The organism is Paenibacillus tuaregi, from assembly GCF_900086655.1.
In the GTDB taxonomy this organism is placed as follows: Bacteria; Bacillota; Bacilli; order Paenibacillales; family Paenibacillaceae; genus Fontibacillus; species Fontibacillus tuaregi.
On the sequence record NZ_LT575476.1, the window covers coordinates 5532547 to 5555465 of the forward strand.

Annotated in this window: 22 protein-coding genes and 1 tRNA gene; 7 read left to right on the forward strand and 16 right to left on the reverse strand. The window is 46.4% G+C overall.

Annotated elements, in window-relative coordinates; all coding sequences use genetic code 11:
* Positions 1-478: 478 nt before the first annotated feature.
* The 4 genes from BN6628_RS24965 to BN6628_RS24980 all read right to left on the reverse strand — a co-directional run bounded on the left by BN6628_RS24965 (position 479) and on the right by BN6628_RS24980 (position 2192).
* Positions 479-569, reverse strand: a tRNA-Ser gene (locus tag BN6628_RS24965).
* A gap of 154 nt (positions 570-723) precedes the next feature.
* The gene (locus BN6628_RS24970; RefSeq protein ID WP_068621619.1) at positions 724-957 is read right to left on the reverse strand and encodes a DUF951 domain-containing protein; all 234 of its coding nucleotides are present in this window, start codon (positions 955-957) and stop codon (positions 724-726) included.
* Between the two features lie 29 nt (positions 958-986).
* A complete protein-coding gene (locus BN6628_RS24975) occupies positions 987-1877 on the reverse strand; it encodes a mechanosensitive ion channel family protein (RefSeq protein WP_068621620.1) in 891 nt (296 codons plus the stop codon).
* Positions 1878-1931: 54 nt separating this feature from the next.
* Entirely contained in the window at positions 1932-2192 is a 261-nt protein-coding gene (locus BN6628_RS24980; RefSeq protein WP_068622655.1) for a putative Se/S carrier protein, read from the reverse strand.
* Between the two features lie 148 nt (positions 2193-2340).
* Here BN6628_RS24980 and yyaC point away from each other — a divergent pair, with 148 nt between their 5' ends.
* Positions 2341-2994: a spore protease YyaC gene (gene yyaC, locus BN6628_RS24985; protein ID WP_068621622.1), complete on the forward strand. Its 654-nt coding sequence runs from the start codon at positions 2341-2343 to the stop codon at positions 2992-2994.
* Here the strand turns inward: yyaC and BN6628_RS24990 are convergent.
* The 12 genes from BN6628_RS24990 to rpmH form a co-directional block, all read right to left on the reverse strand.
* Complete coding sequence (locus BN6628_RS24990; RefSeq protein ID WP_068621624.1) at positions 2921-3421, reverse strand: DUF4446 family protein; 501 nt, start codon at positions 3419-3421, stop codon at positions 2921-2923. The genes yyaC and BN6628_RS24990 overlap by 74 nt on opposite strands.
* 26 nt (positions 3422-3447) lie before the next feature.
* A complete protein-coding gene (locus BN6628_RS24995; RefSeq protein ID WP_068621625.1) occupies positions 3448-4593 on the reverse strand; it encodes an aminotransferase class V-fold PLP-dependent enzyme in 1146 nt (381 codons plus the stop codon).
* Between the two features lie 100 nt (positions 4594-4693).
* Positions 4694-5539 (reverse strand): ParB/RepB/Spo0J family partition protein, encoded by an 846-nt coding sequence (locus BN6628_RS25000; RefSeq protein ID WP_068621627.1) that lies wholly within the window; start codon positions 5537-5539, stop codon positions 4694-4696.
* Positions 5532-6293, reverse strand: coding sequence for a ParA family protein (locus BN6628_RS25005; RefSeq protein WP_068621629.1), 762 nt, complete (start codon positions 6291-6293; stop codon positions 5532-5534). Before BN6628_RS25005 ends, BN6628_RS25000 begins: the two co-directional genes overlap by 8 nt.
* Positions 6294-6798: 505 nt before the next feature.
* A complete protein-coding gene (noc, locus tag BN6628_RS25010) occupies positions 6799-7614 on the reverse strand; it encodes a nucleoid occlusion protein (RefSeq protein WP_068621631.1) in 816 nt (271 codons plus the stop codon).
* A 415-nt stretch (positions 7615-8029) separates the two neighbouring features.
* Positions 8030-8752: a 16S rRNA (guanine(527)-N(7))-methyltransferase RsmG gene (gene rsmG, locus BN6628_RS25015; RefSeq protein ID WP_068621633.1), complete on the reverse strand. Its 723-nt coding sequence runs from the start codon at positions 8750-8752 to the stop codon at positions 8030-8032.
* A 3-nt stretch (positions 8753-8755) separates the two neighbouring features.
* Complete coding sequence (gene mnmG, locus BN6628_RS25020) at positions 8756-10642, reverse strand: tRNA uridine-5-carboxymethylaminomethyl(34) synthesis enzyme MnmG (protein ID WP_068621635.1); 1887 nt, start codon at positions 10640-10642, stop codon at positions 8756-8758.
* A 426-nt stretch (positions 10643-11068) separates the two neighbouring features.
* Positions 11069-12448: a tRNA uridine-5-carboxymethylaminomethyl(34) synthesis GTPase MnmE gene (mnmE, locus tag BN6628_RS25025; RefSeq protein WP_068621637.1), complete on the reverse strand. Its 1380-nt coding sequence runs from the start codon at positions 12446-12448 to the stop codon at positions 11069-11071.
* A gap of 68 nt (positions 12449-12516) precedes the next feature.
* Complete coding sequence (gene jag / locus BN6628_RS25030; protein WP_068621640.1) at positions 12517-13239, reverse strand: RNA-binding cell elongation regulator Jag/EloR; 723 nt, start codon at positions 13237-13239, stop codon at positions 12517-12519.
* Positions 13236-14123: a YidC/Oxa1 family membrane protein insertase gene (locus BN6628_RS25035; protein WP_068621642.1), complete on the reverse strand. Its 888-nt coding sequence runs from the start codon at positions 14121-14123 to the stop codon at positions 13236-13238. The genes jag and BN6628_RS25035 overlap by 4 nt, the downstream gene beginning before the upstream one ends.
* 73 nt (positions 14124-14196) lie before the next feature.
* Entirely contained in the window at positions 14197-14547 is a 351-nt protein-coding gene (gene rnpA / locus BN6628_RS25040) for a ribonuclease P protein component (RefSeq protein ID WP_068621643.1), read from the reverse strand.
* Between the two features lie 177 nt (positions 14548-14724).
* Positions 14725-14859, reverse strand: a complete 135-nt coding sequence (gene rpmH, locus BN6628_RS25045; RefSeq protein WP_068621644.1) for a 50S ribosomal protein L34 — start codon at positions 14857-14859, stop codon at positions 14725-14727.
* A gap of 611 nt (positions 14860-15470) precedes the next feature.
* Between rpmH and BN6628_RS25050 the strand changes: the two genes are divergently transcribed.
* The 6 genes from BN6628_RS25050 (at position 15471) to yaaA (ending at position 22915) form a co-directional block, all read left to right on the forward strand.
* Positions 15471-16148 carry a GntR family transcriptional regulator gene (locus BN6628_RS25050; RefSeq protein ID WP_068622657.1) on the forward strand — a complete coding sequence of 226 codons (678 nt, stop codon included), beginning with the start codon at positions 15471-15473 and terminating at the stop codon, positions 16146-16148.
* Between the two features lie 267 nt (positions 16149-16415).
* Positions 16416-17777, forward strand: coding sequence for a GntP family permease (locus BN6628_RS25055; protein WP_068621646.1), 1362 nt, complete (start codon positions 16416-16418; stop codon positions 17775-17777).
* Positions 17778-17811: 34 nt separating this feature from the next.
* Positions 17812-19356 (forward strand): gluconokinase, encoded by a 1545-nt coding sequence (gene gntK / locus BN6628_RS25060; protein ID WP_068621648.1) that lies wholly within the window; start codon positions 17812-17814, stop codon positions 19354-19356.
* Between the two features lie 503 nt (positions 19357-19859).
* Entirely contained in the window at positions 19860-21206 is a 1347-nt protein-coding gene (gene dnaA, locus BN6628_RS25065) for a chromosomal replication initiator protein DnaA (protein ID WP_068621650.1), read from the forward strand.
* A gap of 306 nt (positions 21207-21512) precedes the next feature.
* Positions 21513-22655 (forward strand): DNA polymerase III subunit beta, encoded by a 1143-nt coding sequence (dnaN, locus tag BN6628_RS25070; RefSeq protein ID WP_068621651.1) that lies wholly within the window; start codon positions 21513-21515, stop codon positions 22653-22655.
* 44 nt (positions 22656-22699) lie between these two features.
* Positions 22700-22915: a S4 domain-containing protein YaaA gene (gene yaaA, locus BN6628_RS25075; RefSeq protein ID WP_068621653.1), complete on the forward strand. Its 216-nt coding sequence runs from the start codon at positions 22700-22702 to the stop codon at positions 22913-22915.
* The last annotated feature ends 4 nt before the right edge of the window (positions 22916-22919 follow it).

Genomic DNA, 22919 nt, shown 5'->3' on the forward strand with positions numbered 1-22919 from the left:
CACTCAGCTTCTGCACATTCTATATTCAGACGGCGTACAAGAGAGGTGTGGTTCCGTTGGACCGTTTCAGCGAATCATCTGTTCAGGAGTCTTATTCACAACCAGTGTTCAGCATAATGTGAAGAAATATCTGACCTCTGTGAAGATGGGCGGATGTAAGCTTTGATTATCTGTGAAGGATCGTATCCTGCATTTGTGTGAGAGAAGAATTCCATTCGTACGCCGTCAACCATAAAGAGGTCCCCATTCGGGGGCCTTTTTCCTTAGATGGCTTCAACTTATATAAGTTGGACAACTTGCTGCACGGATGAAGACTCCGGGTGAAATGTTCTTTTTCATTCACAAAAGCGAACACTACGCTTTTTTCGGAATCATTTCCCTTTTTTCCTAATTCCCTGATCCTTATTTAGTTCAACTTCTATAAATAAGCAATAAAAAAGCCCCCGTCATCGACGGAGGCGTTCATGTTCATATATGGTGGCGGAAAGAGTGGGATTCGAACCCACGCACGCCTTGCGACGCCTAGCTGATTTCGAGTCAGCCCCCTTGGGCCTCTTGGGTACCTTTCCGCAGCATATAACATTGTAGCATAAACTATGTTATTTTGCAACCTTCTTAGTTGGCTGATTTTGCACTTTGCGAAGCTTACAGCACACGAGGTGGTGCTTCATGACGGCCGTCAATGTTGCCAGGCCCCTGTGTTCAAGGATTCAGATTCAGCCCTTAAGTGAGGTCGTTCGGACTTGCGTCTGCACCCATCTCAGCCTCGGCAGACCGAAGAACCTTCTTCATGTTCTTCTCGAATTTGGCGCGCGGGATCAGCACGCTGTGCTTACATCCGACACACTTAATCCGGATATCCATTCCCATGCGGATGATCTCCATTTCATTGCTGCCGCAAGGATGATTTTTTTTCATCTGTACGATATCGCCAAGCTGAAATACTTTGCGCTCCAAATCGATACAACTCCTTTACACCTATAAATTTATCCGCCGTTGGCCTCAGACAACTGCCTCGCTTCAACCTCTTCCAACGCTTCCTTGGCATAGGTCTGGATTTGACGCTCCAGATCAGCACGGTTACCAGGCAGCGTCTCCGCAATAATCCGCACCACATACTCACTTGATGTGATCGACTGAATACCTAACACATTTGGCACACTCACCATAGCCTCGGAGCTATCCTTAAGCTCCTGCATAGATTTGCGCAGAACCGCAAGGGAATCATCCAGCTTCTTCTGATTACTGAAGGGGATGTCAACCACAGCCAGCGCATTATTCAAGGAATAGTTGGTCACATTCGTGATCATGCCATTGGGAATAATGTGCACCTCTCCCGTCCAGCTGACCAGACGTGTGGTCCGAAGCCCGATAATTTCCACCGTCCCCTTAAGTGTTCCCGTCTGAATCACGTCACCCACAGCAAATTGATCCTCCAAGATGATAAAAAAACCAGTAATGACATCTTTCACGAGACTCTGGGCTCCAAATCCAACGGCCAAGCCGATAACGCCCGCTCCAGCCAGCAGCGGAGCCAGATTCACGCCGAACTCCTGAAGCAGGAGCATGATCATAATAAAATTACTAGTGATAGTTATGATATTTTTCAGCAGGGCCCCTACGGTGACAAAGCGCCGCGGATTCAAGTTAATCCGGCTTTCTTCATGCCGCTCCAGCGAGTGGTCAATAAACTTAAAGACAATGCGGATAAATAACCGCGTTATTACCATGATAAGAATTATTCTTAGGCAGGAAAACATAAGCTTTTCCCACATATCTACATCCGTGAACCAGTTCCAAATCTTGTCCTTTAAAGTCAGTACACCCTTAAACGCTTTATCTGCTGCGCCATCCGAATTGTTCAATGGAAAGTACATGGCTCCCCCTCCTGCTTCCAACCTCCGCCTTTCTTTACGTCCTCTATGGCGGCTTTAGTCTATATTTATATCAATGTTAACATAACCCCTGCCATCTTTCGAATATATCCCCCGGATCTCTACGGTTTCTTCCAGGACAATCCGCTGAACCCTTGGCAGATCCACTCTGTCAAATTGAATAGACAGTGCACAGCCGGCTGTAATCTCCTTCGGTGTGGGAAACAGGTCGATCTCAATCTCCGCATATTCCAGCAGCATTTCCGCCCGCAGCGCCTGCTGTGTAGAGTCAAAAGCCATAACCAGCCAGTTATCCATCATCAGAATACCCCTTTGCTTCCAAACTTCAAAATACCCTGCGAGTATAAAATCTTCCATACATTCATATACTGACTACTATACAAGTTAGAGTCCATAGGCTATTCAGAAGTTTATTCTTCTTATATTGAATGGAAAGGAAGATACTATGTCCCCTACAGATCCAACTCATGCTGCTCAAGAGACACCTTATTTAAAAATCCCCCACACTGAGCCTGGCATACATTCGGCTATTATCCATCGGCTTCTTCTCCATTTCACCAAGCTCTCTTCCAGGCAAGATATCGTAATCGTATGTATTGGCACTGACCGTTCTACAGGGGACTGTCTAGGCCCTCTGGTAGGCACCGCCTTATCCAAGCTTCAAAGCGGCAGCTATCATTTATACGGAACACTCGAGGAACCCGTACATGCCATGAATCTTCAAGATACCCTTCTTCATATTCAGCAGGTTCACGAGAACCCTTTTGTCATAGGAATAGACGCTTGTCTTGGCCAATCTTCCAGTGTGGGATGCATCCAGGTAGTGCAGGGCCCTCTGCGTCCTGGTGCCGGGGTAAATAAAGAACTGCCGCCGGTTGGCGATATCCATCTTACAGGCATCGTCAATGTCGGCGGCTTTATGGAATATTTTGTGCTGCAGAACACCAGATTAAGTCTGGTCATGCGTCTATCTGACATCATTGCGACCAGCCTGTTCGCCGCCATTAAAGAATGGAATCGAAGCTTTAAGCCTCTTGCCCGGCGAGACGAATGGCGTCCTTTTCCTCAGGAGATAATGAATAAGGCGAATCTCCACTAACTACGGGCTTGGCATATACATAGGAGCCCTCCCGGCTGTAAATCCCGGTCAGTACTACCCCATCCAGCTGATTATCAACAAAAGCGACAGAAAAGCTTAGCTCGTTGCCACGTTCTTCAAAGGCATTATAACGCTTAATGCCTATTTTTGCTTTTTGCTTCGGGAGGAGCTTGTGGATGGACTGCAGTTGCCGCTGCTGTTCTCCCTGCTCATCCTCAATTTGATCCATCTGCACTTTAAGATCAATCAATAAAGTCTCCAGGTTCTCAACGCCCGCACCAGCCATCATTACTTCATATTTCCGGCGCATCTTCTTCAGCTTGCTGCCCTGTACGATATTCCAGATGAGAAATAAGATAAACAACAGTGCGGTACCTACGATGATTAATCCCAATTGCTCGCTGACTAGTTTATTCCACTCCCACATGCCTGGCTCTACCCCTCTATAATAATCTATGACTTATATATCTCCTGCATGGCCGTGATCAACGCCTGAACTTCCTCTACCGTTGTGTTATATCCGACGCTCGCTCTCACAGCCCCGCTCTGAAGTGTACCCGCTGTCTCATGTCCAAGCGGAGTACAATGAAAACCAGCCCTCACAGCAATTTGATAATTGCGGTCTAACTTGAATGCAACCTCTGCTGCATCCATATTCTCCACGTTAAAAGATACAATACCCGTTCTTGGCTTGCCCAATGCGGGACCAAGTATGTGTATTCCAGGAATCTCAGCCAATCCCTTCATGATCAGCTGGGTCAGCATCCACTCATGCTTATGGATGTTATCCACGCCCACAGACAACACTTCACCTACCCCTTCTCCCAAGCCGGCTATTCCAGGGGTGTTAGGTGTCCCCGCTTCATATCGGTCCGGCCGGACTGAAGGCTGCTCCAGCTCTTCCGACTGGCTTCCGGTCCCGCCATGCAAATGGGGAACCAAATCAATTTCCGGGCTAATGTAGAGCCCACCCGTTCCCTGAGGTCCCAAGAGTGCTTTATGCCCGGGGAAAGCCAATAGATCAATGCCCATGTCCCCCACATCGATGGAATACGCACCAGCGGTCTGGGCAGCATCGACCAGCAGTAAAGCCCCATTCTTATGAGCCAACTTAGAAATTTCCTTAACAGGAGTAATACTTCCCAGCAGATTGGAGCTATGGCTGCAGACAACCAGTCTTGTATTATTGGACATAAAACTACGTTCGAACCCCACCAGATCAATCTTTCCTTCTTGATCCGCAGCTATATAATCAACCTTAACCCCGTATGCCCTCTTTAGAAACTCCAACGGCCTACGGACAGAATTATGCTCCACCATTGTAGCTATCACATGATCTCCTGGCCTTAACAGCCCTTTGATCGCTAGATTCAGGGCACTGGTAGTATTGGAAGTAAATGCAATATCTGCTGGATTCTTAACATTAAGCAGCTGTGCTATACGGCTTCGCGTCCGCATCAGAACCCGGCCCGCCTGTATTGCCATCCCATGGGTACCACGTCCAGGATTGGTTGTGCCGCTGGTAAGAACTTCCTGAACGGCTTGAATAACACCTGCCGGTTTGGGCCATGAGGTAGCTGCATGATCCAGGTAAATCATCTTCCTCTCACCCTCCCCCTCTGCTCACTTCAATCTTTGACTTTAAGATCAAGAAAGACATACCCCTGCCCCTGACTACAAGGAGAGATATGTCAATCCATCATTGAAGCATGTCAAGTAATCGCTGTAGATCCTGTTGGCTGAAGTAGTTAATTTCGATCTTTCCTTTGTCCTTAGATGACTTGATTTTGACCGTTGTCTTGAAACGTTCCCGCAAACTTTCTTCTACTTCTTCAATATAAGGGTCCCGTTTCTTAGTTGCAACTTTCACTTTTGCTGCGTCCAGCTTCTTACGATCTAATTGCTGAACCGCATCCTCAAGTTCTCTAACACTCCACTCATTCTCAATACACTGCTTAGCAAGCTGTTTAATCATAGTCGCATCCTTCAATCCAACTATGGCTCTTGCATGCCCCATAGATAATGTTCCACGTGAAACATAATCCTTCACCTCTTCAGGTAGAGCTAGCAAGCGAAGGAAGTTGGCAATATGAGAACGCGACTTTCCTACCTTTAAAGATAACTCCTCCTGTGTGAGATCAAACTGATCCATTAGCCCCTGATAAGCGACTGCAATTTCCATTGCATTTAAATTCTCACGCTGAAGGTTCTCAATCAATGCAATTTCCATAACCTGTTGATCGGTAAAATTTCTCACTACAGCAGGCACGGTTGTGTTGCCGCAATATTGAGAAGCTCTAAACCGGCGCTCCCCGGCAATAATCTCGTAGCCCTTGAGAACACTTCGTACAATAATAGGTTGAATAACACCATGCTGACGAATCGATTCCGCAAGATCACGAATGGCTTCCTCATCAAAAGTTTTACGTGGCTGGTATGGATTCGCCCGAAGTTGATTAAGGGGGATTTCGACCACCTTATCGTCCTCACTCACAGTAAGCGATGGAATCAACGCATCAAGACCTTTTCCCAGGCGCTTACTCATAAGAAATCACTTCCTTTGCCAATTCTAGATACACTTCTGCCCCTTTGGAGCGAGGGTCGTACGTAATAATTGACTGACCGTGCGAAGGCGCTTCACTAAGTCTGACATTTCTCGGAATAACAGTTTTATATACCTTCTGCTGGAAATACTTCTTCACTTCTTCAATAACCTGAATACCAAGATTTGTTCTTGCATCAAACATGGTAAGAAGCACACCTTCGATCTGCAACGAGGTATTCAGATGCTTCTGAACAAGACGTACCGTATTAAGCAGTTGGCTGAGTCCCTCAAGAGCATAATACTCACATTGAATCGGGATCAGCACCGAATCGGCAGCTGTCAGTGAGTTAATCGTAAGAATACCAAGCGAAGGAGGACAATCGATAATAATATAATCGTATTGGCTCTTCACCATCTGCAGCGACTTCTTCAGTCTCACCTCACGCGAAATGGTGGGAACAAGTTCAATCTCAGCACCCGCAAGCTGAATGGTTGCCGGAATCATATCTAACCCTTCAATTTGCGTTGAAGTGATGGCTTCTTTAGGATGAACCTCGTTAATTAAAACATCATATATGCAATTGGCAACGTCCGCTTTATTTATACCAATACCGCTGGTTGTATTTCCTTGAGGGTCTATGTCCACAAGTAAAACTTTCTTCCCCAACGTAGCCAGCCCGGCTCCCAAATTGACCGATGTTGTTGTTTTTCCTACACCGCCTTTTTGGTTGGCAATGGCAATGATTTTAGACAACCTGTTCACCTCAATATTATTTAAAAATCTTCTTGTAGATCCATACAGAATACAGGCTGTGCGGAAGCTGGAAAACGATTTAAGCTAAACTGTTCAAATAGGATGACTGATTAATACAGAAAATCTCAATAGTGAAATTTCAGGACCAATCCTTTTCGTGAGTAAAATGTTCCTTTCGTCGTTGTGCCTCGGCTTCTTGATCCCATGGCTAGTCATACAATAGAAATCTACTTGCCAAAGCAGCCACTTACGTTACAAAGGATCACTTACTCCCTGCCAGTAGTCACTGTTCATCACTATCAGACAATTCACCCTGTATCAGCATAGCTGACCTAGAGTGTAATGTCGTCTGCCTTATTCAACTTGAACACCCTAGTCCTCTTCCCCAAGCATCTCGGTTAAGCCTATCATATCTGTACAACTATGCCAGTCAACACCAAGAAGCAGCTACAAAAAGACAGAAAAAGCGGCTCTGCCGCCGCCTTCTAGCGCAAATTTGCCCGTTTTAGCGTTTGGGAATTTTGATTACGATTTCATAATGATCTTCATGATCTGTTTCAGCCGTCTTAATCTGCAAGCCGGATCCCGATACCATATCAATGGATTGACGAATCGTATTTAAGGCCAGACGGACATCTTTAGTGAAAGAAATACGCTTTGATTTTTTGTTTTTAGCTACTTCTTTGTAGAAAGCAATTCTTGCCTCCGTCTGTTTGACATTTAAGTCTTTGGCAATAATCTCTTCCAGAATTTTGAGCTGCAATTCCTCGGTCTCCAGGGAGAGCAAGGCTCTTGCATGACGTTCTGTAATTTTACGTTCCATTAAAGCATTCTTCACGACTTCCGGCAGCTGAAGAAGACGTATCTTGTTTGCGATGGTAGACTGGCTCTTTCCAAGTCTCTGGGCCAGACTTTCCTGGGTTAATTGATGAAGATCAATGAGGTTCTGGTAAGCAATTGCTTCCTCAATTGAGGTCAGATTCTCACGCTGAAGGTTCTCGATCAATGCAATCGAGGCTGCTTGAGAATCATTGAAGTCCCGGATAATAGCAGGAATCGTCTCGATACCGAGCTTCCTAACCGCACGCCAACGACGCTCACCTGCAATAATCTCATATTTCTCATTCCGGAGGCGAACCACAATGGGTTGAATGACGCCATGAGTCTTGATGGTCTGACACAACTCATCAATCCGTTCATCGTCAAAGATTGTCCTTGGCTGATAAGGCCCGCTGACAATATTGTCCACCGGAAGCTGCTTCACTTCTTCCCCATGATTTCGTTCGGTCAACCCAAACAATTTAGAAAATTGTTCTTTCATTCCGTAGATTACCACCTAATTTCAAAGTAGCATAAGGCTCTCTAGCCTTATGATCTTCATTCCATGGGAATGAGTTTAATGGCATCCTATAAGGTCCTTAAGTTACCTCAGGTCATGCGGGATATCCATCCCATTTCAGAAGGAAATTCGCTAGCTATACATATAATCTATTCTATCACTTTTTCCTCTATAATCCTATTCTCTATCTTACCAGTTTCTATAGAATCATACCAGATTTCTGATAAATGCAGGTTTTGTAAACATGTTATGTATCATCACTTTGTATGAAACCAAGCTGCTCTTTTCCACCCTTTTATGAAATGGCGACTTCAGGGCATTTTAAAAAGTGAAATTTACTTTACTTCCTCAAGTATTTGTTTCACGTGGAACACAAAATATACCAAAAAAATCACCCCTAAATTAGAGGTGATTTTAATGGTGTTCCCGCTTTTCGCGGATATTTTTTTGGAGTAGCCGCCGTCTTTTTAATCAAGATTATATGCCGTTCTGACTGCTCAACTGGAAGTGAAAACTTGAAGTTTTTAACTACTGAACCTTTAAGCTCTTTCAAGCTAAAAGCAGCTTCCTTTAGCTCTTCCTCTGGATCATTGCCCTTCATGGCGGCAAAAGTCCCACCGGGTTTCACAAAAGGTAAACAGAACTCATTCAGTACAGCCATTCGTGCAACAGCACGCGCCGTGGCCAAATCATAAGAGTCTCTATGCTCTGCCAGTCTGGCCACGTCCTCTGCCCTGCCATGAATTAACTTAACCTGCTCCAACTGCAAATCATCCACTACATGCTGAAGGAAGCCAATACGTTTATTTAATGAATCAACAATCGTTAACCGTAAATGAGGAAAAGCGATTTTTAGCGGTATACCTGGAAAACCCGCCCCAGAACCTACATCGATGAGGTTGCTTATCTTGCCCATCTCCATATAGAAGCTAAGACTCAATGAATCATAAAAATGCTTCAGGTAAACCTGATCACGCTCCGTAATCCCGGTTAGATTCATTTTTTCATTCCATGCCACCAGTTCCTTGAAATAAATCTCAAACTGGTTCAACTGATGCTCGCTTAATTCCATTCCTTGATTTTGAAGTAATTCTACAAATCCCGTCTGAACAGAATCCATTCCTTATCCCCCTGCTGCGGTTACCCGGTTATAGTGTTCAAGATAGACAAGCAGGATCGAAATATCGGCTGGGGTAACTCCCGAAATCCGGGAAGCCTGCCCAATGGAAATCGGGCGGATCCGGTCAAGCTTCTGACGGGCTTCCATAGCGATGCCATGGATATCTTCATACTTAATGTTCTCCGGTATTTTCTTCTTTTCCATCTTCTGTAAACGTTCCACGTGGAGCAATTGCTTCTCGATGTATCCCGCGTATTTCACTTGAATTTCAACCTGCTCTTTGGTCTCTTCGTCCAGTTCTACCGAAGAAGGAGACAAAGGCTCAATATGAGCATAGCCAACTTCAGGACGACGCAAAATGTTCAGCAGTGTACTGCCATCCTGAATAGGCGCTGACCCAATCGATTCCAGAATCGGATTCACATCCACCGGTTTCACCTTCGTGTTCTTGAGCCGCTCAATCTCCACTTCCACATTCATCTTTTTGGTGAGGAATTGATCATATCGCTCCTGCTTGATCAGGCCAATCTCATAACCGATTGGAGTTAAACGAAGATCGGCATTATCATGGCGGAGCAGAAGACGGTATTCCGCCCGGGAGGTCAGCAGACGGTAAGGTTCATTGGTTCCTTTGGTGACCAGGTCATCAATCAACACTCCAATATAACCTTGGGAACGGTCCAGTACAACAGGCTCTTTGCCTTGTACTTTCCGTGCGGCATTAATACCTGCCATAATCCCCTGGCCAGCCGCTTCCTCATAACCCGAAGTACCATTAAGCTGGCCAGCCGTGAACAGGCCGGGAACAAGCTTGGTCTCCAGCGAAGGCCAGAGCTGAGTCGGCACCATGGCATCGTACTCGATCGCATATCCGGTACGCATCATCTCCACATTTTGCAGGCCTGGAATCGAACGAAGAATCTGCAGCTGAACATCCTCCGGCATGCTGGTGGATAGCCCTTGCACATAGTACTCAGAAGTGTTCTTACCTTCCGGCTCAAGAAAAATCTGATGCTTAGGCTTATCGCTGAACCGCACGATTTTATCCTCAATAGAAGGACAATATCTTGGGCCCGTTCCTTCAATAACTCCCGAGAACATCGGAGCCCGGTGCAGATTCGCATTGATAATCTCATGGGTTTCAATTGAAGTATAAGTCAGCCAGCATGGCAGCTGTTCATTGTTCGAACCTTTGGTTTCGTAAGAGAAGAACTTCGGCTTATCATCCCCTGGCTGAATTTCAGTTTGGGAGAAATCAATCGTATCTTTATGAACACGCGGTGGTGTTCCCGTCTTAAAGCGAACCAGTTCAAAACCAATTTCCTTCAAATGGTGGGCCAGTCCTACAGAAGGCTGCTGATTATTAGGGCCGCTTTCGTACATCAGTTCACCCATTATAATTTTGCCGCGGAGATAAGTACCAGTGGTTAACACTACCGCTTTCCCGCGGTACTCTGCTCCAGTCTTCGTAATAACGCCGACACAGTTTCCGTCTTCAATAATTAATTTCTCAACCATACCTTGGCGAAGGGTTAGATTCTCTTCCTTCTCCATCGTTTCCTTCATCGCATGTTGATACAGGAACTTATCCGCCTGAGCCCGCAGAGCATGAACAGCCGGTCCTTTCCCTGTGTTCAACATCCGCATTTGGATGAAGGTTTTATCGATATTCCGGCCCATTTCGCCGCCAAGCGCGTCAATCTCACGAACCACATGGCCTTTAGCAGGGCCGCCAATGGACGGGTTACAAGGCATGAATGCCACCATATCCAGATTAATGGTGACCATTAGTGTACTACAGCCCATCCGTGCCGCAGCAAGCGCAGCCTCCACACCGGCATGACCCGCGCCCACGACGATTACATCATATTCACCCGCTGGGTATCCCATTTTATTGTTGCCTCCTTATATAGAGCGTTTCTCTCGTCTTATGATTTCCATCCTCACCGCATCCGAGAAACGCTGATCTATCTCATTATTACCTACAACGACTGAACTAATGATGGACAAGAAAAGTACAGCACGTAAAATGCTCCTAAAATCAACTGTTGTTCTTGGATTTATGGAATAGATAAGTTGAACAATTGATTTACAAGTAACGCAGCCGTGTGAAATGTTCTTTCGATCGCTGTTGCTCCCAGATTTCTTGAATTAAATTTATGAGGTGGAAGCCCGGTCACAAAGGCGAACGCTTCGCTTCTCCAGAATCATTCACACTTTTGCCTATTGGTAAATCTTTAGCTCACCTTGCATTACAATCCTTCACCATCATATCATGATCCGGGTCCTCTGAACGGCACGCTGGCATAAATCCTTTTATTTCCCCAAGCAAAATTGGGAGAAAATCTGATCAAGCAGCGAATCAGGAGCGGAATCTCCAATCACTTCACCCAGTTGTTCCCACGCAAGCCGTACATCAATTTGATAAATATCAATAGGTATTCCGGCATCTGCGGCCGCATAAGCATCCTTAAGCGAGGCGGCAGCTTTGTGAAGCAGGGCTATATGCCTTACATTGCTGACATACGTCAGATCGCCCGATTCAAGCTGGCCCCCAAGGAACAACTCCGTGATCGCCTCCTCCAGCTTTTCCAACCCCTCCGTTGTCCGTACCGACAGTTTAACCCGGTTCTGCTCCGGAAAATAACGGCTGACAGTTTCAAGATCAATTTGCTGAGGAAGGTCACTCTTGTTGATGAGCACAATAACCTGACGGTCTTGAATTTGCTCCATCAACTTAACCTCATCCTCATGCAGCGGCTCAGCCCCGTTCAGTACAAGCAGGATCAGATCGGCTTCATTCACCGCCGCTTTGGAGCGCTCCACACCAATCTGCTCTACAACATCCATCGTCTCCCGAATCCCTGCGGTATCGAGCAGCTTCAGTGGGATATTGTTAATCGTAACGAACTCCTCAATAACATCCCGCGTTGTGCCCGGGATATCCGTAACAATAGCTTTATTCTCCCGCGAAAGTGCGTTCATCAACGATGATTTGCCCACGTTCGGACGACCGACAATTGCAGTTGTAATCCCCTCGCGCAGAATTTTACCTTCGTTCGACCGCTTAAGCAGCTTGTCGATTTCCTGTATAGCAAGAGAACATTTATCTTTAATAAAAGCAGAAGTTAGAGACTCCACGTCATGCTCCGGATAATCAATGTTCACCTCAATGTGGGCCAGCGTCTCAAGAAGCGTCTGACGGATGTCTTGAATTCTCCGGGATAGATCCCCCTCGACCTGCTTTAGAGCCACTGAGAAAGCGCGGTCCGACTTCGATCGGATCAAATCAATGACGGCCTCCGCTTGGGACAAGTCAATTCTTCCGTTCAAGAAAGCCCGCTTCGTGAACTCACCCGGCTCAGCGAGACGAATAGCTGGCTGCCGGAGCAGCAGATCCATCACCCGTTTAACTGAGATCACTCCGCCATGCGTGCTGATCTCCACTACATCCTCTGTGGTAAAGGAACGCGGGGCCCTCATCACTGTAACCAGAACCTCTTCCAGTTTATTTCCCGAATCCGGATCTATAATAAACCCGTAATGCACGGTATGGCTGTCAGCTTCGACCAGTGGTGTTCTGGAACGGAGCAGACGGCCTACCTCAGCAATGGATTCAGGACCGCTCACACGTATAACCGCAATTCCGCCTTCTCCCACTGCCGTTGAAATGGCAGCAATCGTATCCGTAACCATAAGTCACCTCTTCATATATAGATAAAAAGAAATGACGATTGCCTAAGCAAACGTCACTCCCCATACATTCATTTACTTTGTCTTACCGTAATGACAACCCGGCGATTAGGTTCCTCGCCTTTACTGTAAGTTTTGACATCCGGATGATCCTGCAGCTTGGAGTGAATAACCTTCCTCTCCTGAGGGGACATCGGCTCCAAGGAGACCTCCTTCTGTGTCCGAACCACTCTTCCTGCGAGCCTTAAGGCAAGCTCCTCGAGTGTCTTCTTCCGGCGCTCCCGGAAGTTCTCCGCATCGAGTACCAGACGTATGAAACTATGCGAGTAGCGGTTGGCTACAATGTTGGTCAAATACTGCAAAGCATCCAGTGTCTGACCTCTTCGGCCAATCAATAAGCCTAGATCAGAGCCAGAGATGTTGAGTATTGCGCTGTCTTTACGCTTTACTATCTCAACTTCAACCTGCAGGCCCATACTTGCACCCACTTCAGTAATAAATGACGCCGCCTCTTGATAAGGATCTTTATCTTCATGCTGAAATTCATCGCTGCTTGTAACGGGCGGCTCTACAATCTCTGCATGAGCAGATTCAATCTCAGGCGGTTCTGATCCGTTGTCAGCCAGCAGAGTAAGCTCTACCTTGGCCTCCTTGACTCCGAACAGACCCAGGAATCCTTTTGACGGCTGCTCTAACACTTTCACGGCGACTTGACTCTCGGTGGTGCCGAGCTTGGCCAATCCTTGTTTTACAGCATCTTCAATGGTTTTTCCCGACGTCACAACTCTGTTCATTTTTTCTTGTTGGCCTCCTTGTTGGTGCCTCTTGCCGGAGTTCCGGCCTTCAGATTCGATCCGCCTCTCTTCGATTTGCCGCCGCCTGTGCTAGGTCCACCGGCAACAGCCGCTGCTACTTCACCAGCTGGTTTCTTGTAGAGGAAGTAGTTCTGAATAATCGTATAGATATTACTGAAGAACCAGTACAAAGGAAGTGCGGAAGGGAAATTGTAAGCCATGATGAAGATCAGAACAGGATAGATAAACATCATGAACTGCATAGGTCCCTGCATTCCCGCTGGGTTCATATTGGACATCATTTTCGTTTGAACAAATGTACTGATCGCAGCTAGAGCTGGCAGGATGAACAAGTGATCCGGCTGACCGAGCTGAAGCCATAAGAACGGATGCTCCCGAATAGCGGAGTTATAGAAAATCGAGTTATACAGCGCGATGAATACCGGCATCTGAATAAGCAGAGGGAAACAACCAGCCATCGGATTTACCTTATTCTCCTGGAACAGCTTCATCGTCTCCTGCTGTTGAAGCTGAGGGTTATCCTTATACTGTTCCTTGATCTTAGCCAGCTGCGGCTGAATCGCCTGCATCGCCTTCGAACTCTTCACTTGCTTAAGGGTAAGCGGAAGAATAATCGTCCGCACAATAATCACCATGACCAGAATAGCCAGTCCATACTCGCCGCCGAACCATTGGGCGAACGTATCCAAAGCATACGAGAAATAATAAACCACATTCCTTGTCCACCACGAACCACTCTTAGCCATATCCGCCGTGGTATGTGTGGCGGTGGAACTTGGCGCACAGCCCGCTAACAGAACAAGCAATCCTATGGCCAATGCAATAAGCAGCCACTTGCTTTTATTTGACTTCAATCGCGACACTTCATAACCCCTCTCTTAACCAATCCATCAGCCTAAATCATACCATATTTGAAAGGACAAATAAACAAGCCCCTCAAGCACGTGAAGCCCTTACAAGGCCTGCTTTTCGAAGTGCATGAAGCACACTCTTCTCAAGCTCCTTGTACTCCATCGTTACCGCGCCTTTTCTTACGATAAAAATAATGTCAACATGATCCCGGATCTCAAGCTTATGCAGCCTGACAATCTCCTTGATCAGCCGCCTCATCCGGTTGCGGACTACCGCATTGCCAATCTTTTTGCTGACGGAAATGCCCAGCCGGAACTGCTCCACATCATTTTTAACAGACCAATACACCACCAGCTGACGGTTGGCAAAGGACTTGCCATAACGATATACCCGTCCAAAATCAGCCCGGTTTCTCAAACGCAGTTTTTTATGCACGATAATCTCCTTGAATGCACACCTAATTTACCGAAGAGATGTACGTTAATTGCTTGTATTATGAACCATCTCCGTAGACCCTAAACCAGTATCAAATTCAAGAAAATCCGATTGATCTACCTTTTTTACTGCCATTTATGAAAAAAAGACCACCGCAGTGGTCTTCACGCGCATCATTTACGCACTAAGTACTTTTCTACCTTTCAGACGGCGAGCAGCCAACACCTTGCGGCCGTTTTTTGTGCTCATTCTCTTACGGAAACCGTGAACCTTACTACGTTTGCTCACATTCGGTTTGAAAGTCGGTTTCATATATTGCACCCCCTCACAGGATTACTGTCTTCTTCTTACTTTAAAATCACCGCAGAAAAAGCCTTTATACATTTAACCATGAAATGTGCTGAAAGTCAACCAATCCTCTCCCCCTTAACCTAGATCTTAAATTCAAATTTCAGTGGATAATTTTTTTATAAATGCAGTTATCCACATGTTTAATGCCTTTGAAACCCTGTTTTGACTTATACACATGTGAATAATTATTTTTCTAAATAAACTTATAAAGAAAAAGCCCGGTCCCCCAGGCGGACGCTTCGCGCGGTGTGACGTTGCATGACGGCTTCACCCTTTTTTTGAAGCATTTCACACTCCTGCTTCTTCTTAAGTTCAACTTATCTCCCTCTTTTTTTAAAAGGAGTGTGAAAAAATATATTGCGTTTTTTTGTTATCGCTTACAATTTCCTGTTTACAGTTATAGCTGGTTGGGTTAATATACACTTACAAGTTGTATACAAGTATACCAAATGAATAAGGAGTTGGTTTTACAGATCAGCTGTGTCCCATAGAACCTGCTCACGCACCTGTGTTAAGATCGGGATATACGTTTAATGTAACGTTACTCGAACTTGATAGGAGAGTTACTAATGATGCAGTATCCTTCATCATGGCTGCAGGGGGCTTCACTTGGTGAATCTATCGCTTGCGAGCTGAGATTACAAATTATAAAGGGAACCATCAAGGTGGGTGAGGTTCTGTCTGAGAACCGGATTGCAGCCGATTTCGGCACAAGCCGCTCGCCCGTGCGTGAAGCAATGCGGGTTCTTGCCAGCGAGGGACTAATCCGGCTGGAACGAATGGGAGCCGTAGTTCTGGGGCTCAGCCTTAAAGATGTGGAAGAGCTGTATGATGTTCGTTACCTGATTGAAAGTTTCGTTCAGCAGCGGGTATCCGTGATGAAGCTTGGCACGCTGATCCCAAGCCTTAAGATGATCATCGATAAGATGGAACTGGCTGCAAGGCATAAAGATGTCGTTGATTTTTCTTATTTGGATTTATCATTCCATGAATCGATGGTGATGGAAGCTGACCATACCCGGATTCTCCATCTCTGGAAGAGCATCCGCCATATCGTCATGACCGTCATGCTGATTACTACAGAGGAAGTGTTCTCCAAAGGTGAAGACAAAGTCCAGTTTGTTATTGATAAACACCGTCTGCTGGTAAAAGGACTTGAATCCAAGGACCCCAAGCGTATTCAAGAGGTGGTTCGTGAATATTTCTCCGATTCCAGAACGACACTTCACCACAGTTTTCCTTCTTTATAAATAAGAAGGTATGGAATGAACTAAGGGCTTCACCCAACCTCTGTCCTTGATTATTCATTTATTTCATTCCTAATAAGACTTAGAGGAGCAGCACTTGCTGCCACCAAACTTGTCGACAAGTATACACCAGAGTGATTTATCTTAATTTTAACCATACTAGTCAAAACAAAGACTTATTGTAAGCGCTTTTAAGTGGATGAACAGCTTTTCCACTCTTTTGTTCATCCCCTTGAAATAAAAAAATTTACAAACAGAGGAGTCATTGCAATGAACAGCATCTTTGGATTAAGTCATAATGCAACGTTGTTAATTTGGACGCTGGTCGCTATCGTCTTCCTGATTGTGCTGATTTCCAAGTACAAATGGAACCCGTTTGTGACCCTGCTTATCTCCGCTCTGATGCTTGGTCTGCTTACCGGCATGAAACCGGAGGAAGTCATTAAATCGATCACCGGTGGTCTTGGCGGAACGCTGGGTACCATTGCGATTGTCATAGCTCTTGGGACCATGCTGGGTAAGATGATGGCCGAATCCGGCGGGGCTGAACAGATTGCCACCACCCTTGTGAATAAGTTCGGTGAGAAGAGAGTTCACTGGGCGATGATGTTTGTTGGTTTTATTGTCGGTATCCCGGTATTTTTTGAGGTCGGTGTGATTCTGCTGATCCCAATTGTGTTCACCGTGGCCAAGAAGACAAAGATGTCTTTGCTGCAAATTGGGATTCCGATTCTGGCGGGTCTATCCACCGTTCATGGTCTTGTACCCCCGCATCCAGCTCCGATGATTGCCATTGAAGCCTACCATGCGGATCTGGGTAAAACGATTCTATACTCGATTCTAGTCGGACTTCCTGTAGCCATCTTCGCAGGTCCTCTGTTCGGTAAATATATTGGTAAGCGCATTAAAGTAGAGCCGCCAGCCAAATTGGCTGAACAGTTCGCCCTAAAAAGCGAACGCGGCCTGCCCGGCTTCGGCATCACCCTGTTCACGATCCTGCTGCCGGTCATCCTTATGCTCATCGGATCTGTGGCTAATATTATTGATCCCAAGGCCATAAGCAGTCTTACCCGCTTTTGCGAGTTTATTGGCCATGAAATTATTGCACTCCTGATTGCAGCGGTGTTCTCCTTCTTCTCGCTTGGCTTTGCCAGAAAATTCTCGAAGGAAGACATCAGCAAATTCACCAGTGAATGTCTGGCCCCTACAGCGACCATCATATTAATTATTGGGGCAGGCGGCGCATTTAAGCAGGTGTTAATTAACAGCGGCGTCGGCACAGCTATTGCGGACATAGCCACAAGCGCACATGTTAACGTCATCTTGTTCGCCTGGCTTGTTGCAGCTCTGATTCGTGTGGCAACTGGTTCAGCCACCGTGGCGATGACAACGGCAGCAGGCATCGTTGCTCCCGTACTTGCACTGACTCCAGGAGCCAATGTGGAGCTGGTAGTTCTGGCAACCGGTGCGGGCTCCATCATCCTGTCCCACGTCAATGACGCCGGCTTCTGGATGGTTAAAGAATTCTTCAACATGTCGGTTCCACAGACTCTGAAATCCTGGACTGTGATGGAGACTCTATTATCCGTGATGGGGCTTGTCCTCATTCTTATACTGAGCGCCTTTGTATAAAGCATCCTCAGCATTATAGAAAGAAGGTACAAACATGAATAATACGAACTACATGATTGGCATTGATATGGGAACTACAAGCACAAAGGCCGTGTTATTTGAAGAAGATGGACGGGTCGTTACCTCAGCAACCCAGGAATATCCGCTCTATACTCCTGATTCTTCGGTAGCCGAGCAAGACCCCGAGCAAATTTTTGGTGCGGTCCTTCAGTCTGTCCGGCAAGTGATGGAGACAAGCGGGGTACAGCCGGAACGAGTGATGTTCGCCGCATTCAGCTCAGCCATGCACAGCGTCATTGCTGTGGATCAGGAAGGCAAGCCGCTGACGGCCTGCATAACCTGGGCGGATAACCGGAGTGCAGCCTGGGCTGCCAAACTTAAGAAGGACATGAACGGACATGAAATATATCTGCGCACAGGGACACCGGTTCATCCGATGTCCCCTCTTGCTAAGCTGATCTGGCTGCGGGAGGACCATCCGGAGATTTTCGGCCGTACAGATAAGTTTATTTCTATTAAGGAGTATGTGACAGCCAAGCTGTTCCAACAATATGTCGTCGATCATTCCATCGCCTCCTCCACGGGACTAATGAATCTTAAGAACCTGGATTGGGACGAGGAGGCTCTGCGTGTGGCTGGGATCACCAAAGACCGGCTGTCACAGCTCGTACCGACGACTTACAAGCTCGAAGGATTGGATCCCATATATGCGGGGGTGATGGGGCTATTGCCATCAACCCCTTTTGTCATCGGGGCGAGTGACGGAGTTCTGTCCAATCTCGGTGTAAACGCTATTGAACCGGGAGTTCTGGCGGCCACCATCGGAACCAGCGGAGCGATCCGTACCGTCGTAGACCGTCCTGTCACAGATCCGAAGGGGCGGATCTTTTGCTATGCGCTTACCGATAAACACTGGGTTATCGGAGGGCCTGTGAATAACGGAGGAGTGATCTTCCGGTGGGTCAAGGATGAATTTGCAGCTTCCGAGGTTGAGACTGCCAAGAGACTGGGGATCAACCCTTATGATGTGCTGACCAAGATTGCGGAACGGGTTCAGCCCGGCTCTGACGGGCTGCTCTTCCATCCTTATTTAACCGGTGAGCGGGCTCCACTGTGGAATCCCGATGCCAGAGGCTCGTTCTTCGGCCTTACGCTTCATCATAAAAAGGAACATATGGTGCGCTCCGTCCTGGAGGGCGTTATTTTCAATATGTACACCGTACTGCTTGCCATGAAGGAACAAATGGTGCCTTCAGTCATTCATGCGACGGGCGGATTCGCCCGATCGCCAATTTGGCGTCAGATGATGGCGGACATATTTGATCAGGAGGTTATTGTCCCGGAGAGCTTCGAAAGCTCTTGTCTGGGCGCTGTTGTGCTTGGTTTGTACGCTTTAGGCAAAGTCGACTCCTTGTCGGTTGTCTCCACTATGGTAGGGCCAACCCATCGTCATACCCCAATTCCAGAGCATGTAAAGATGTATCAGGAGCTCCTGCCGATCTATATCCGGATCTCCCGCAATTTGGAGAAAGAATATATGGCAATATCCGAGTATCAGCGTAAAATTGTCCATCAATAAGCAGAAATCAGGCTGTGTATAACTTCATTTTTGCGGAAATTTGATGCAGAATCAGCGCTATAAATCACAATTTAGGGCAAAAACTAACGGCTGCTCCCCATGAAATTGGGGACAGCCGTTTTTGCGTTATCGGACAACCTGTGAATAATTTTTTTTAGTTTTCTACAGGTTCTGTCGAAATTTAAACAATTTATAAACAATATGTAGTGGTGTTAATTATATTTATACACAAGTTATTGAATTTGTGGATAAATTCCGGCTTTGCGTTGAAATATAACACTTCTTTTGCTATGATTGAATTGTTTTCTTTGTGTATATCTTGCTTTTTCGTATAACCTTATCAACAGCCTGTGGATAAAATTGTGAACAATTCGATTTTATACTTTGTGTATATCCTCCCGTTTCACTGATTAATGGGGATAAATCCCCCATATTTCAGTTTTTTTCGACATTCCACGCATGGCTTTAACCACAATTGGATGATTTTAAAGGAGTGACAGTCTGTGGACAGCCATACCTCTGAAATATGGCAGCAAATTTTATCCATTATACAAACCAAGCTGAGCAAGCCGAGTTATGATACCTGGTTCAAGGCAACCAAGGCCGTTTCTATAACCGATCAGACTATCGTCATTTCCGCACCGACTACTTTTGCGGTGGAGTGGCTGGAGAGCCGCTACACCAAGCTCGTAGCAACGACAGTCATGGAAATTATGGGCAAGCAAGTTGATGTTTCCTTTGTGATTGAGGAATCAAGACCAAGCGAACCATCCCTTCCCCAGGCCCAAACACCTCCTCCCGTTCCAAGTGAAGACACGATAACCCACATGCTTAATCCGAAATATACGTTCGATACGTTCGTTATTGGTTCAGGCAACCGGTTCGCACATGCCGCTTCTTTGGCTGTTGCAGAAGCACCGGCCAGGGCATATAATCCGCTGTTTCTCTATGGAGGGGTAGGTCTCGGCAAAACCCACCTTATGCATGCGATCGGACATTATATTCTCGAACATAGTCCAAGCAGCAAGGTGGTTTATATTTCTTCCGAGAAATTTACGAACGAGTTCATTAATTCCATCCGGGACAACCGGGCAGAGAGCTTCCGCAACAAATACCGGAATATCGATATTCTGCTGATTGATGATATCCAGTTCCTGGCCGGCAAGGAGTCCACGCAGGAGGAATTTTTCCATACGTTCAACGCGCTGCATGAAGAGCGCAAGCAGATCATTATCTCCAGTGACCGTCCGCCAAAAGAAATTCCGACGCTTGAAGAGCGGCTGAGATCCCGCTTTGAATGGGGGCTCATTACGGATATTCAACCTCCGGACCTGGAGACCCGGATCGCGATTCTCCGCAAGAAAGCCAAGGCTGAGAATCTTGATATTCCGAATGAGGCGATGATGTATATCGCGAATCAGATCGATACGAACATCCGGGAGCTTGAAGGCGCCCTGATCCGTGTCGTAGCTTATTCCTCGCTCATCAACCAGGATGTGACCACCCATTTGGCTGCCGAGGCGCTAAAGGATATTATTCCGTCCAGCCGGCCGAAGATGATCACAATCCAGGATATCCAGCAGAAAGTTGGCGATTATTACAACCTGCGGATGGAGGATTTCAAAGCGCGCAAACGGACGAAGGCCATTGCATTCCCAAGGCAGATTGCGATGTATCTATCCCGGGAGCTGACCGATTATTCCCTTCCTAAGATCGGGGATGCCTTCGGAGGCCGGGATCATACAACCGTTATCCATGCTCATGAGAAGATCACCCAGCATCTAAAGGTCGATCCCGAGCTGTATAAAGTGATCAACACGCTAACCGAGAAAATCAAGAATTCGTCCTAAGTCATCTTACAGAAATAGCTCAAAATTTCAGCATAAAAAGATCAAAAGCCTATGCACAATTTATACACATGTGAATAGGCTTCGTTTTATGTTGTTTGCCTGGTTATCCACATATTCAGGCCCCCTACTACTTCTATAAATTATTTAAAAGATATACATCTTCATAACACGTGCAGATGAAATCCCCCTAACGGCAATCTTCATCTTCAACCAAATAAGCAGCATATTAAAGTATATGTATGACAACATCCCAATATGCCTTATACTGCAAACTTTTTGCCTATACCACCTTTAGGAGCTGAAACTATGAAAATTCGCATATTAAAAAATGATCTGAACGAATCTATCCAGCATGTATCCAAAGCAATCTCCAGTCGCACTACTATCCCGATTCTGACTGGTATTAAGCTGGAGGTTAACTTTCAAGGCGTTATTCTGACCGCAAGTGATACTGACATTTCCATTCAGGCTTTTATTCCGGCTGAAGATGACAAGAAGACCATCGTTCAGGTAGAACGTCCGGGTAGTGTCGTGCTGCCTGCGAAGTTTTTTGTCGAAATCATTAAAAAGCTGCCATCCCAGGAGATTGAGATGGAAGTGAGAGACGGCTTCCAAACCTTTATCCGCTCTGGCGCAACCGACATCCAGATGGTGGGGCTTGATCCCGAGGAATTCCCAGTGCTTCCAAGCATCGAAGAGGATCAGGTTATTTCCATGCCAGGAGATTTGCTCCGTAATATGATTAAGCAGACGGTCTTCTCCATTTCCACCCAAGAGACAACGCCAATTCTTACAGGTGTTCTCTGGAACTTGAGCGACAGCCTGTTCAAATTCGTGGCTACTGACCGCCACCGTCTAGCCAGCCGTACGGCTCCATTGGATGATGCCGAGAATGTAAGATTCAGCAATATTGTCATTTCTGGCAAAACGCTGAACGAGCTCAGCAAAATCATTCCGGACCAGAACACCCGCGTGGATATCGTTGTGGCAGATAACCAGGTTCTGTTCAAAATTGACCGGGTGCTGTTCTATTCACGTATATTGGACGGCACATATCCCGATACTTCTAAAATTATTCCAACCAACTACAAAACGGAGATTGTGCTGGATACCAAGAAGCTCAGCGAATCTATTGACCGTGCTTATTTGCTCTCCAGGGAAGAAAAGACGAATATTGTTCGCCTACAGACCTTGGAAGATGGTACAATAGAGATTTCCTCAAGCTCATCTGAACTTGGTAAAGTTACGGAGCAGCTGGATGTTGCCGAGTTCACCGGGGACCCGCTTCGCATTTCTTTTAACTCTAAATATATGCTTGATGTTCTTAAAGTTGTCGAAAGTGAGCAGCTGCACATTGGATTCACCGGGCCTATGAGTCCAATTATTATTAAGCCGGTTGATGAGAGCCGCAGCCTATACCTGATTCTCCCGTACCGGACTACCAACTAAATAAGTTATACACCTGTTGATAACTTCAGAAGGAGGGATTATGCATGAAAAATATACTTATCCACAGTGAATATATTAAGCTGGACCAATTTCTGAAGTTGGCTGATTGTGTGCCGACAGGCGGGATGGCGAAGGCCCTGCTGCAGGAGGGGGCGGTTAAGGTGAACCGCGAACCGGAGGAGCGCCGGGGCCGGAAGTTGTATCCGGGGGATATTGTGGAGGTTGAGGACTGCGGTACTTTTCAAGTTACGGCTGAATAATCTC

What these genes read in the sequence shown, in the direction of transcription:
- jag (WP_068621640.1), bottom strand. Translation starts at nt 13,239, where the DNA reads ATGAACAGAGTTGTGACGTCGGGAAAAACCATTGAAGATGCTGTAAAA.
- BN6628_RS25050 (WP_068622657.1), top strand. Translation starts at nt 15,471, where the DNA reads ATGCAGTATCCTTCATCATGGCTGCAGGGGGCTTCACTTGGTGAATCT.
- rpmH (WP_068621644.1), bottom strand. Translation starts at nt 14,859, where the DNA reads ATGAAACCGACTTTCAAACCGAATGTGAGCAAACGTAGTAAGGTTCAC.
- rsmG (WP_068621633.1), bottom strand. Translation starts at nt 8,752, where the DNA reads ATGGATTCTGTTCAGACGGGATTTGTAGAATTACTTCAAAATCAAGGA.
- BN6628_RS24995 (WP_068621625.1), bottom strand. Translation starts at nt 4,593, where the DNA reads ATGATTTACCTGGATCATGCAGCTACCTCATGGCCCAAACCGGCAGGT.
- noc (WP_068621631.1), bottom strand. Translation starts at nt 7,614, where the DNA reads ATGAAAGAACAATTTTCTAAATTGTTTGGGTTGACCGAACGAAATCAT.
- yyaC (WP_068621622.1), top strand. Translation starts at nt 2,341, where the DNA reads ATGTCCCCTACAGATCCAACTCATGCTGCTCAAGAGACACCTTATTTA.
- BN6628_RS24975 (WP_068621620.1), bottom strand. Translation starts at nt 1,877, where the DNA reads ATGTACTTTCCATTGAACAATTCGGATGGCGCAGCAGATAAAGCGTTT.
- mnmE (WP_068621637.1), bottom strand. Translation starts at nt 12,448, where the DNA reads ATGGTTACGGATACGATTGCTGCCATTTCAACGGCAGTGGGAGAAGGC.
- gntK (WP_068621648.1), top strand. Translation starts at nt 17,812, where the DNA reads ATGAATAATACGAACTACATGATTGGCATTGATATGGGAACTACAAGC.
- yaaA (WP_068621653.1), top strand. Translation starts at nt 22,700, where the DNA reads ATGAAAAATATACTTATCCACAGTGAATATATTAAGCTGGACCAATTT.
- dnaN (WP_068621651.1), top strand. Translation starts at nt 21,513, where the DNA reads ATGAAAATTCGCATATTAAAAAATGATCTGAACGAATCTATCCAGCAT.
- BN6628_RS25000 (WP_068621627.1), bottom strand. Translation starts at nt 5,539, where the DNA reads ATGAGTAAGCGCCTGGGAAAAGGTCTTGATGCGTTGATTCCATCGCTT.
- mnmG (WP_068621635.1), bottom strand. Translation starts at nt 10,642, where the DNA reads ATGGGATACCCAGCGGGTGAATATGATGTAATCGTCGTGGGCGCGGGT.
- BN6628_RS25055 (WP_068621646.1), top strand. Translation starts at nt 16,416, where the DNA reads ATGAACAGCATCTTTGGATTAAGTCATAATGCAACGTTGTTAATTTGG.
- BN6628_RS24980 (WP_068622655.1), bottom strand. Translation starts at nt 2,192, where the DNA reads ATGGATAACTGGCTGGTTATGGCTTTTGACTCTACACAGCAGGCGCTG.
- BN6628_RS24990 (WP_068621624.1), bottom strand. Translation starts at nt 3,421, where the DNA reads ATGTGGGAGTGGAATAAACTAGTCAGCGAGCAATTGGGATTAATCATC.